At 66.0% G+C, this 1,881-nt stretch carries 2 protein-coding genes and 1 pseudogene; all 3 read right to left on the minus strand.

What is annotated here, in order from left to right:
- Window positions 1-299: pseudogene (locus E1809_RS26325) on the minus strand (lipoyl synthase); the annotation flags it as partial.
- 82 nt (window positions 300-381) lie between these two features.
- Window positions 382-1,341: a 2-hydroxyacid dehydrogenase gene (locus E1809_RS26330; RefSeq protein WP_133207156.1), complete on the minus strand. Its 960-nt coding sequence runs from the start codon at window positions 1,339-1,341 to the stop codon at window positions 382-384.
- Window positions 1,338-1,881 (minus strand): aminotransferase class I/II-fold pyridoxal phosphate-dependent enzyme (locus E1809_RS26335; RefSeq protein ID WP_133207157.1); only part of this gene is annotated, 544 nt, incomplete at its 5' end. The genes E1809_RS26335 and E1809_RS26330, both read right to left, overlap by 4 nt.

Below are 1,881 nucleotides of genomic sequence, written 5' to 3' on the forward strand. Positions count from 1 at the left end.
CGGTCCAGGGGGGAGGGTTTGCCGGTGTCGATCTGGCAGAAGTCGCAGCGGCGGGTGCATTCGGAGCCGCCGATCAGGAAGGTCGCTTCCTTGTCTTCCCAGCATTCGAAGATGTTCGGGCAGCCGGCTTCCTCGCACACGGTGTGCAGGCCTTCTTTTTTCACCAGGTTCTTCAGGCCCACGAATTCCGGGCCCATCTGGACCTTGGCCTTGATCCACTCGGGCTTGCGTTCAACCGGGACGGCCTTGTTGCGCTGCTCAACACGCAGCAACTTACGGCCTTCAGGTGCCAGGGTCATTGTTCTCTTTCCGTCGTACTGCACAAAAGCTGCACGAAGGGCGCACCCTGTAAGCGGGGAGCGCCCTTCGCGCGCCGAAGGATTACCCGATCGGGGTGGGTGGCTGTTCGCCGCGGAGGACGGCGAGCGTGTTGTCGGCTGCGAGCATGGCCATGGCGGTGCGTGTTTCGACGGTGGCCGATCCCAGGTGCGGGACGAGGGCGACGTTTTCGAGCTCGAGCAGTCCGGGGTGGACGGTGGGTTCGTGTTCGAAGACGTCCAGCCCGGCGCCGGCGATGACGCCGTCGCGCAGTGCTGTTGCGAGGGCGGCTTCGTCGATGATCGGTCCGCGCGCGGTGTTGACCAGGTACGCGGTGTCCTTCATGGCCGTGAGTTGTTCGGCGCCGATCAGGTGGTGCGTGTTGGGGCCGTAGGGGCAGTGCAGGGAGACGACGTCGGAGACGGCGAGCAGTTCGTCGAGCTCGACGCGGCGGGCGCCTAGTTCGGCGGCGATGGCGGGGTCGATTTCGCTGCGGGACTGGTAGACGATCTCCATGCCGAAGGCCTTGGCCCGGCGTGCGGTGGCTTGGCCGATGCCGCCCATGCCGACGATGCCGAGGGTTTTGCCTTGGAGGCTGGAGCCGAGCAGGAAGAACATGCCCCATTTCCAGGCTTGTCCGGAGCGGATGAGCCGTTCGCCTTCGCCGAGGCGGCGGGTGGCCATGAGGATGAGCCCGAACGCGATGTCCGCGGTGGCTTCGGTGAGCACGCCGGGGGTGTTGGCGGCGATGATCCCGCGCTCGGTGCAGGCGGGGACGTCGATGTTGTCGTAGCCGACGGCGACGTTCGCGACGACCTTCAGCTGTTCTCCGGCGGCGTCGAGCAGTTCGGCGTCGATGCGTTCGGTCAGCAGGCTCACGACGGCGTCTGCCCCGGCGACGCGGCGCAGGAGCTCTTCACGGCTGATCGACCCGGGACCGGTCCAGGCGTCGACGTCGTGCTCGGTGCGCAGTTTTTCCAGTGCTGCTTCGGGCACGCGCCCGGTGACTACTACTTTGCTCATGCGGTTTGGATCCATTCGCGCAGGCGGCCGAGGCCGTCGTTGATGGCTGGTACTTCGATGCCAGAGTAGGCCAGGCGGATGTATTGGCGCTCTTCTCCGGGCAGGCGCCGGCCGAAGTGCTCGCGGGTACAGAACGACACGCCGGTCTTGTACAGGGCGTCGGAGGCGAAGTCTCCCACGGCGGTGTAGCCCAGTTTCTGCATGGCTTCGGTGACGTCCGGGAACAGGTAGAACGTGGACTGCGGCACGGCCACGCTCATGCCCGGGATCGCGTTGACGAGCTCGCACGCGGCATCCCGGCGGTCTTTGAGGATGTCGAGCATCTGCTGGACGGGTTCCTGGGGGCCGCGAAGCGCCTCGATGCCTGCCCACTGGACGTAGTGGGTGGTGCAGGATTCGTCGTTGGTGTTCAGGGTGGACAGGACCTTGGCGATCTCCACCGGGGCGACGGCGCAGCCCAGGCGTGAGCCGGTCATGGCGAACTTCTTGCTGAAGGTGTACAGGATCACGGTGCGCTCGGCCATGCCCGGAATCGAGGTG

It is taken from the genome of Arthrobacter terricola (genome assembly GCF_004354015.1).
GTDB lineage: Bacteria > Actinomycetota > Actinomycetes > Actinomycetales > Micrococcaceae > Arthrobacter > Arthrobacter terricola.

What these genes read in the sequence shown, in the direction of transcription:
- E1809_RS26330 (WP_133207156.1), bottom strand. Translation starts at nt 1,341, where the DNA reads ATGAGCAAAGTAGTAGTCACCGGGCGCGTGCCCGAAGCAGCACTGGAA.